The 7,122-nt window shown below is 73.8% G+C and carries 7 protein-coding genes; 4 read left to right on the top strand and 3 right to left on the bottom strand.

The features are described from left to right. Positions 1-123: 123 nt before the first annotated feature. Entirely contained in the window at positions 124-720 is a 597-nt protein-coding gene (locus VR44_RS16245) for a cysteine hydrolase family protein (RefSeq protein WP_045948214.1), read from the top strand. Between the two features lie 86 nt (positions 721-806). Here the strand turns inward: VR44_RS16245 and VR44_RS16240 are convergent, their stop codons facing one another. Then, positions 807-1,955 carry a glycerate kinase gene (locus VR44_RS16240; protein WP_045948213.1) on the bottom strand — a complete coding sequence of 383 codons (1,149 nt, stop codon included), beginning with the start codon at positions 1,953-1,955 and terminating at the stop codon, positions 807-809. A gap of 143 nt (positions 1,956-2,098) precedes the next feature. On the opposite strand from VR44_RS16240, the gene VR44_RS16235 reads away from it, so the two are divergent. Genes VR44_RS16235 through VR44_RS16225 form a run of 3 tightly spaced genes read left to right on the top strand, consistent with a single transcriptional unit; the run spans position 2,099 to position 4,849 of the window. Then, the gene (locus VR44_RS16235) at positions 2,099-3,820 is read left to right on the top strand and encodes a BCCT family transporter (protein ID WP_045948212.1); all 1,722 of its coding nucleotides are present in this window, start codon (positions 2,099-2,101) and stop codon (positions 3,818-3,820) included. A 44-nt stretch (positions 3,821-3,864) separates the two neighbouring features. Beyond that, the gene (locus VR44_RS16230; protein WP_045948211.1) at positions 3,865-4,365 is read left to right on the top strand and encodes an NUDIX domain-containing protein; all 501 of its coding nucleotides are present in this window, start codon (positions 3,865-3,867) and stop codon (positions 4,363-4,365) included. Positions 4,366-4,420: 55 nt separating this feature from the next. After that, the gene (locus tag VR44_RS16225) at positions 4,421-4,849 is read left to right on the top strand and encodes a hypothetical protein (protein ID WP_045948210.1); all 429 of its coding nucleotides are present in this window, start codon (positions 4,421-4,423) and stop codon (positions 4,847-4,849) included. A gap of 167 nt (positions 4,850-5,016) precedes the next feature. On the opposite strand, the gene VR44_RS16220 is transcribed toward VR44_RS16225, so the two are convergent. Together VR44_RS16220 and VR44_RS16215 are read right to left on the bottom strand one after the other, a co-directional pair. Then, entirely contained in the window at positions 5,017-5,520 is a 504-nt protein-coding gene (locus tag VR44_RS16220) for a methylated-DNA--[protein]-cysteine S-methyltransferase (protein WP_045948209.1), read from the bottom strand. After that, a complete protein-coding gene (locus tag VR44_RS16215; RefSeq protein WP_045948208.1) occupies positions 5,517-7,007 on the bottom strand; it encodes an AlkA N-terminal domain-containing protein in 1,491 nt (496 codons plus the stop codon). The genes VR44_RS16220 and VR44_RS16215 overlap by 4 nt, the downstream gene beginning before the upstream one ends. Positions 7,008-7,122 lie beyond the last annotated feature (115 nt).

Raw genomic sequence — 7,122 nt, 5'->3', positions numbered from 1 at the left:
CGCGGTGCATGCGGCCACTCTGCCAGAGCCGGATCCGGGGATCCTGCCAGTCTGGCAGGATCCCATCGTTTCGCGTCCCCGACGCCCCTGGGGCGCCGGCTCCGCGCCGGACATGATCGATGCATGACCGAGAACGCGATCGAGATCGCCCCCGACAGTGCCCTGATCGTCATCGATGTCCAGAAGGGCTTCGACGACGCCTCCTTCTGGGGCCCGCGCAACAACCCGGCGGCCGAGGAGAACATCGCCGCCCTGATGGACGCCTGGCAGGAATCCGGCCGCCCGGTGGTGCTGGTCCAGCACGCCTCCCCCCGCCCCGGGTCGGTCCTCGCCGCCGACCAGCCCGGCTACGCCTTCAAGGACTTCGTCGCCGACCGGGTCGGGCGGGAGGCCCTGCACGTCACCAAGACCGTCAATTCCTCTTTCTACGGCACCCCGGACCTCGGGGACTGGCTCACCGCGCGGGGCATCCGCCAGCTGGTGGTCGTCGGCATCCAGACCAACATGTGCGTGGAGACCACGGCCCGGATGGGCGGGAACCTCGGCTACGAGGTCATCGTCCCGCTGGACGCCACCCACACCTTCGACCTCACGGGGCCGGGGGGACTCTCCCTCACCGCCGATCAGCTGGCGACGGCCACCGCCGTCAGCCTCCACGGCGGCCGCTTCGCCCATGTGACGACGACGTCCGAGGTCCTGACGGCGGCCAAGGCGGTGTAGCCGGGGCGCCGCTGGGCGCCCCGCACGGCCGAGGCCCGGCACCCCATGACAGGGGTACCGGGCCTCGGGGGCAACAGGCGGCCGGGTCAGAGGACCTCGGCGGCGATGTTCTCCGCGACGCGCTCCAGCAGGGGTCCGGCGTTCGGGATGGACTTCGCCGGGTCCGGCTCCAGCTCCGTCAGCGGGTACGCCTTCCGGATGCCGGCCGACTGGAGGGCCTCCTGGGACAGCAGGAGCCGCCCGCACACCGCCACCACCGGCTTGCCCGCGGCCCGCGCCGCCGCCGCGACACCGGCCGGGGCCTTGCCGTGCAGGGTCTGCTCGTCCAGGGAGCCCTCACCGGTGATCACCAGCGTGGCCCGCTCCAGCGCCGGGGCGAAACCGAGCACCTCCAGCATCAGCTCGATGCCGGGACGGAAGCTCGCGCCCAGCAGCAGCGCGCCGTAGCCGATGCCGCCCGCGCCGCCCGCGCCGGGCGAGGCGGCGAGCTCGGCGGCCTTGGGGCCGATCGCCTTCTCCAGCACCTGCGCGTAGTGGCCCAGCGCCGCGTCCAGGGTCGCCACGTCCTCCGGCGAAGCCCCCTTCTGCGGGCCGTACACCGCCGCGCAGCCCTTGGGGCCCGTCAGCGGGTTGTCCACGTCGCTGGCCAGGACGAAGTCCACGTCCGCGAAGCGCGGGTCGATCCCCGACAGGTCCGCCGAAGCCAGCGAGGCCAGCGCACCGCCGCCCGGGCCCACCGGTTCGCCGTCGGCGTCCAGGAACACCGCGCCCAGCGCGGCGAGCATGCCCGCGCCGCCGTCGGTGGTGGCGCTGCCTCCCACGCCGAAGACGATCGAGCGCGCGCCCGCGTCCAGCGCGGCCTTCAGCAGCTCGCCGGAGCCGTACGTGGTCGCCGTCAGCGCGGCGAAGGTGCCCGCGGGGAGCAGCTGGAGCCCGGAGGCCTCGGCCATCTCGACCACGGCGGTGCCGTCACGGAACGCGAAAGCGGCCGTGACGGGCTCGCCGACGGGACCGGTGACCCGGACCTCCCGGCGTTCGAACCCGGCCGCCACGGCGGCCGCGACCGTGCCGTCGCCGCCGTCCGCGACGGGGAGGGTCTCGACCTCCACGCCGGGTACGGCCCTGCGAAGGCCGGCCGTCACCCGCTCCGCGACCTGAACGGCCGTGAGCGAGCCCTTGAATTTGTCCGCGGCGATGAGCACGCGCGCGGCCTCAGTTACTGCTCCGTCCGTCACCTTGCTAATCCCTTGCTATCGAACAGTGCAGTCGCGCCACCATGAGCTTATCCGGAGGATCCTCCTATGCCCACGAGTGGCCTGGGCCACATGCGGCGCGTCATGCCCCTAAATAGGGATATACGCCTGCATAGTGTGGCCGGATGAGCGCGGAATCACTGGAACAGGCACGTCCGGACGCCCCCGGCGCGGGGCCCGGCGGCGGCCCGCCGGACGACAGCCCCGACCTCACGGTCGTCGCCGTCGGGGTGGTCGGCGTGCTGGCCGTCGTCGCCTGGGCCGCCCTCGGCAAGGGCTCCTTCGACAGCGCCTCCGGCTCGGCCCTGGCCTGGGTGCTGAACAACTTCGCCTGGCTCTTCGTGACCGCCGCCGACGTCTTCCTCGTCCTGTGCGTGGTCCTCGCCGTCAGCCGCTTCGGCCGCATCCGGCTGGGCGCCGACGACTCCGAGCCCGAGTTCGGGAACCTCGCGTGGATCGCGATGATGTTCAGCGCCGGCATGGGCATCGGCCTGATGTTCTACGGCGTCGGCGAACCCCTCACCCACTACCTCGCCCCGCCCCCCGCCAGCGGCGCCGCCCCCCGCACCGGGGACGCGGCCCGCGCGGCCCTGGACTACTCCTTCTTCCACTGGACCCTCACCCCCTGGGCCATCTACGGCATCGCCGGCCTCGCCCTCGCCTACGCCACCTTCCGCAAGGGCCGCGGCAACCGCCTCAGCTCCGCCTTCGTCCCCCTCATGGGCGCCCGCCGCGCCGCGGGCCGGCCCGGCAAGGCCATCGACCTGCTCGCCGTCTTCGCCACCGTCTTCGGCACCGCCACCAGCCTCGGCCTCGGCGCGATCCAGGTCGCCAAGGGCCTGAACATCACCACCGGCATCGAGGACTCGACCACCGTCGAGCTGGTCATCATCGGATCCCTCTCGGCCGCCTTCGTCCTGTCGGCCTTCTCCGGCCTGCACAAGGGCGTCAAATGGCTCAGCACCCTCAACGTGGTGCTCGCCGCCGCCCTGATGCTGTTCGTCTTCCTGCTCGGACCGACCGTCTACATCCTCGACGTGATCCCCGCCGGCGTCGGCAGCTACCTGCACGAGCTGCTGCCCATGGCCAGCCGCACCGGCGCCTTCACCGACCGCGCCTGGCTCGGCGCGTGGACGATCTTCTACTGGGCGTGGTGGCTGTCCTGGGCCCCCTTCGTCGGCACCTTCATCGCCCGGATCTCCCGCGGCCGCACCATCCGCGAGTTCCTCGTCGGGGTGCTCCTCGTCCCCTCCGGGGCCACCGTCGTCTGGTTCTGCGTGATGGGCGGCACCGCCATCCGCCTGGACTCCACCGCCGCCGCCGACCTCGCCGCCAAGGCCAAGGAGGGCCCCGAGGCCTCGCTCTTCGCGATGCTCGACGCCCTCCCGCTCGGCACCCTCACCTCATGGGTGGCGATGGCCCTGGTCATGACCTACTTCATCACCAGCGCCGACTCCGCCTCCCTGGTCATGGGCTCCCTCACCAGCCGCGGCTCCCTCCACCCGCCCACCTGGCTCGTCGTCACCTGGGGCGTCCTGATGGCCGCCGTCGCCGCCGTCCTGCTCGTCGCGGGCGGACTGAAGTCCCTGCAGACCGCGACCATCCTCGTCGCCCTGCCGTTCGTGATCGTCATGCTGCTGCTGTGCTGGGCCCTGCTGCGCGAACTGCGCGAGGACCCCGGCGCCGGTCCCGCCCGCCACGCCGCCCTGCACGGGCTGCGCGACGCCGTCCGGGCCATGGTGGGCGAGGCCGTCACGGAGGCGAACGCCGCCCGCCACCCCCGGCTGCGGCGCCTCGCCGAGAACCGGGCCCGGGACCGCGGGGACGGGCCCGGCCCGCAGGGGTGAGACACCCGGTACGGGGCCCCGGGCAGGCCCGTTAGGGTGGCGGCGTGACGACCACGGATGACTACGCCACCTACATCGCGAGCCTGCCCCGGGTGCTGGCCGGCGCGGCCGCCCTCTTCCGCGACGAGCGGGGCCGCGTCCTGCTCGTGGAGCCCAACTACCGGGAGGGCTGGGCCCTGCCGGGCGGCACGATCGAGTCCGACCGGGGCGAGTCGCCGCGCACCGCCGCCCGCCGCGAGAGCGCCGAGGAGATCGGCCTCGACCTCCCCCTCGGCCGGCTCCTCGCCGTCGACTGGAGCCTGGGCCCGGGCCGGCCCCCGCTGGCCGCCTACCTCTACGACGGCGGAGTGCTCGACGCCGCGCAGCTGGCCTCCATCAGGCTCCAGGAGGAGGAACTGCTCTCCTGGAAGCTGGTCGAGCCGGCCGAACTGCCCCGGTACCTCCTCGGATCGCTCGGCCTGCGCGCCCAAGAGGCCTGCCGCGTACTGGAGTCGGGGGAGGGGACCGTCGAACTCGAGAACGGCCGCCGCCCCCAGACCACCTGACAACGCCTGACGGCGTGCCTGTCCCGAACTCCTCCACCCAGGGCAGAATCAACAGATGATCACGATGTACGCCTGGCCGAGCACGGCCGACGGTCCCGACGCCCTTCCCATGGTCCACTTCACCACCGAGGAGCAGTCGGGCGGTGAACTCTCACCCGAGGGCATGCCGGTCTGGCTGTTCGACACCGCGATCCGCGAGGGCGGCTGGGCCAACTTCGAGGACTTCGAGGCCTGGGCCGCGCCCGCCGAGGGCTGGCAGGCCTTCTACCGCCGGGAGGACGACGTCCTCGCCGTCACCGGCCCCGGCCCCTGCGAGGGCTGGTACCAGGGCCGGCTCGGCGCCGACGACGAATGGGTGAAGGCCGCCGCGACCCAGCAGAGCGTGGTCCTGCTCGCCGCGCCGGTCCAGCACCCGTCGCTCTACGCCTACGCCGTCGAGGCGGGCGCGGGCTTCGCCCTGCTGGTCCCCCTGGCCGTGGTCTGACGCCCTAGGGGGTGTCCGGCGGATCATGGCCGGGCCCGGGGCGTCTGGTGCCGCGGCTTGCCGCGTTGTCGTCGGTCGCCAATGCTCCGCAGTGGCTCCCTCCTCCGCCTTGCAATCCACGGCACCAGACGCCCCGGGCTATCCGACCCTGATCCGCCGGACACCCCCTAGGCCAGGGCGGTACCACGGCTCTCGAACTCCAGCAGCCGCACCTTGCGCTCGATCCCGCCGCCGTAGCCCGTCATCGAGCCGGAGGCGCCGATCACCCGGTGGCAGGGCACGATGATGCCGACCGGGTTCTTCCCGTTGGCCAGCCCCACCGCGCGGGAGGCGCCCGGCTTGCCCAGCTCCGCCGCCAGCCGCCCGTACGACCAGGTCTGCCCGTACGGGATCCGGACGAGCTGTTCCCAGACGCTGCGCTGGAAGGCCGTCCCCTCCAGCCGGACCGGAACCGTGAACTCGGTCAGCTCCCCGGCGAAGTACGCGGTGAGCTGCCGCACCACCTCCGGGAACGGCTCCTCGGCCGCCGCGACCCGCTCCCCGAAGGACTCCTCGGCCGGGCGGTGGCGCTGGCCGGTCATGTACAGCCCGCTGAGGACCCCGTCGGTGGCGACCAGGGTGAGCTCCCCGTACGGGCTGTCCACGACGGTGTGCTGCTTGGTGCTGGTCACGACGGTGCTCCTTCTGCGGGCATGCGGTTGATCGGGTGGTCGTCGGTGGCCCAGAGGTACTGGACGGCGTACGCGCGCCAGGGCCGCCAGCCGGCCGCCCGGGCGATGAGCGCGGCGGGCGTGGACGGCAGCCCCAGGCCCCGGGCGGCCTTGCGGACGCCGAGGTCGGACGGCAGGAACGCGTCGGGGTCGCCCAGGGCCCGCATCGCGATGACCTCGGTGGTCCACGGCCCGAAGCCGGGCAGGGCGTTCAGCCGGGCGCGGGCCGCCTCCCAGTCGCTGTCGATGCCCAGCGGCAGCGAGCCGTCGGCCAGGGCCGCGATCAGGGTGGTGAGCGTGGCCCGGCGGCTGCGCGGCATGGACAGTGCCTCGGGGTCGAGGCCGGCCAGCGCCTCGGGGGAGGGGAACAGGTGGCTCAGCCCGCCCTGCGGGTCCTCGACGGGCTCCCCGTACGCGGTCACCAGGCGGGCCGCGTGGGTCCGCGCGGCGGCCGTGGACACCTGCTGGCCGAGGACCGCCCGTACGGCGAACTCCGCCGCGTCGACGGTACGGGGCACCCGGCGCCCGGGGGCCTCGTCCACCAGCGGCGCCAGCAGCGGGTCGGTGCGAAGCTGCTCGTCCACGGCCTCGGGGTCGGCGTCCAGGTCGAGCATCCACCGGCAGCGGCTGATGGCGATGGTCAGGTCCCGCAGGTCGGTCAGCGCGAGCCGGCAGCCGATGTGGTCGGGGCCGGGGGTGAGGGCGACGATCCCGGAGCCGTGGGGGAGCCGCAGGGTCCGCCGGTAGGCCCCGTCGCGCCATTCCTCCACGCCGGGGACGGCGGTGGCGACGAGGTGCCCGAAGAGGTTGTCGGGGGTGAGCGGGGCCCGGTAGGGCAGCCGCAGGCTCAGGGTCCCGGGGACGCGGGGTTCCTGCCTGCCCGCCCGGGCGGCGCGGGCCCGCAGCTCGCCGGGGGTCAGGGCGAAGACCTCCCGCACCGTCTCGTTGAAGTTCCGGATGGAGGAGAACCCGGCGGCGAAGGCCACGTCGCCCATCGGGAGTCCGGAGGTCTCGATGAGCAGCCGGGCGGTCTGCGCGCGCTGGGCGCGGGCCAGGGCGAGGGGGCCGGCGCCGAGCTCGGCGTTCAGCTGCCGCTCGACCTGCCGGGCGGAGTACCCGAGGCGCGCGGCGAGCCCCGGGACCCCCTCGCGGTCCACGACCCCGTCCTGGATGAGCCGCATCGCGCGTGCGACGGCGTCGGCGCGGGCGTTCCACTCGGGCGACCCGGGGCTGGTGTCGGGCCGGCACCGCTTGCAGGCCCGGTAGCCGGCCTGCTGGCAGGCGGCCGCACTGGGCAGGAAGCTCATGTTCTCGACCTTGGGCGGCACGGCCGGGCAGCTGGGCCGGCAGTAGATGCCGGTCGTCCGGACCGCGGTGAAGAACCACCCGTCGAAACGGGCGTCCTTCGACTGCACGGCCCGCACGCAGCGGTCGGTGTCGGTGTACATGGCTCCAGCATCCCGGTGCCCCGGGCGTCGGGCTGGCGGTTTTCCGACATCAAGGCTAGCGGTCCTGCGGGGCTGTGCGTCCCTGCCGCTGCGCGGAGCGGTCCCCTCCCCGCCC

This window comes from Streptomyces katrae, assembly GCF_000966975.1.
In the GTDB taxonomy this organism is placed as follows: Bacteria; Actinomycetota; Actinomycetes; order Streptomycetales; family Streptomycetaceae; genus Streptomyces; species Streptomyces katrae.
Note: the sequence above shows the minus strand (reverse complement) of the source record. Positions and strands in the feature narration are given on the sequence as shown.